This is a genomic window from Achromobacter sp. Marseille-Q0513, assembly GCF_018195695.1.
In the GTDB taxonomy this organism is placed as follows: Bacteria; Pseudomonadota; Gammaproteobacteria; order Burkholderiales; family Burkholderiaceae_B; genus Achromobacter.
The window spans coordinates 1-458 of the sequence record NZ_JAGTJY010000523.1 but is presented as its reverse complement, the minus strand read 5'-3'; the positions used below and the strand labels follow the sequence as shown (position 1 = coordinate 458).

General features: G+C 70.7%; 1 protein-coding gene. It reads right to left on the bottom strand.

Features of this window, described 5'->3' with window-relative positions:
• A partial coding sequence (locus tag KDH83_RS31590) for an ATPase, T2SS/T4P/T4SS family (protein WP_212323121.1) occupies positions 1 to 458 on the bottom strand: 458 nt, incomplete at both ends.

The following is a 458-nucleotide window of genomic DNA, read 5'->3' as shown; positions in this document are numbered from 1 at the left end:
CCAGGTCGCGGATCTCGCCGATCATGATGACGTCGGGGTCTTGCCGCAGGATGGCGCGCAGCGCCACGGCGAAGCTCATGTCGATCTTGGCGTTGACCTGGATCTGGCTGATGCCCGGCAGGTCGTATTCCACCGGATCCTCGACGGTCAGCACGTTGCTGGTGGCGGCGTCGATCTGGCCCAGCGCGGCGTACAGCGTGGTGGTCTTGCCGCTGCCGGTCGGGCCGGTCACGAGCACGATGCCGTGCGGCTGGTGCACCAGGCGGTCCAGTTCCGCCAGCACGCCGGGCGCCATGCCCAGGCGTTCGAGCTTGAGGCGCCCCGCTTCCTTGTCCAGCAGGCGCAGCACGGCGCGCTCGCCGTGGCCGGTGGGCACGGTGGACACGCGGATGTCGATGGGCCTGCCGCCCACGCGCAGCGCGATGCGGCCGTCCTGCGGCAGGCGCTTCTCGGCGATG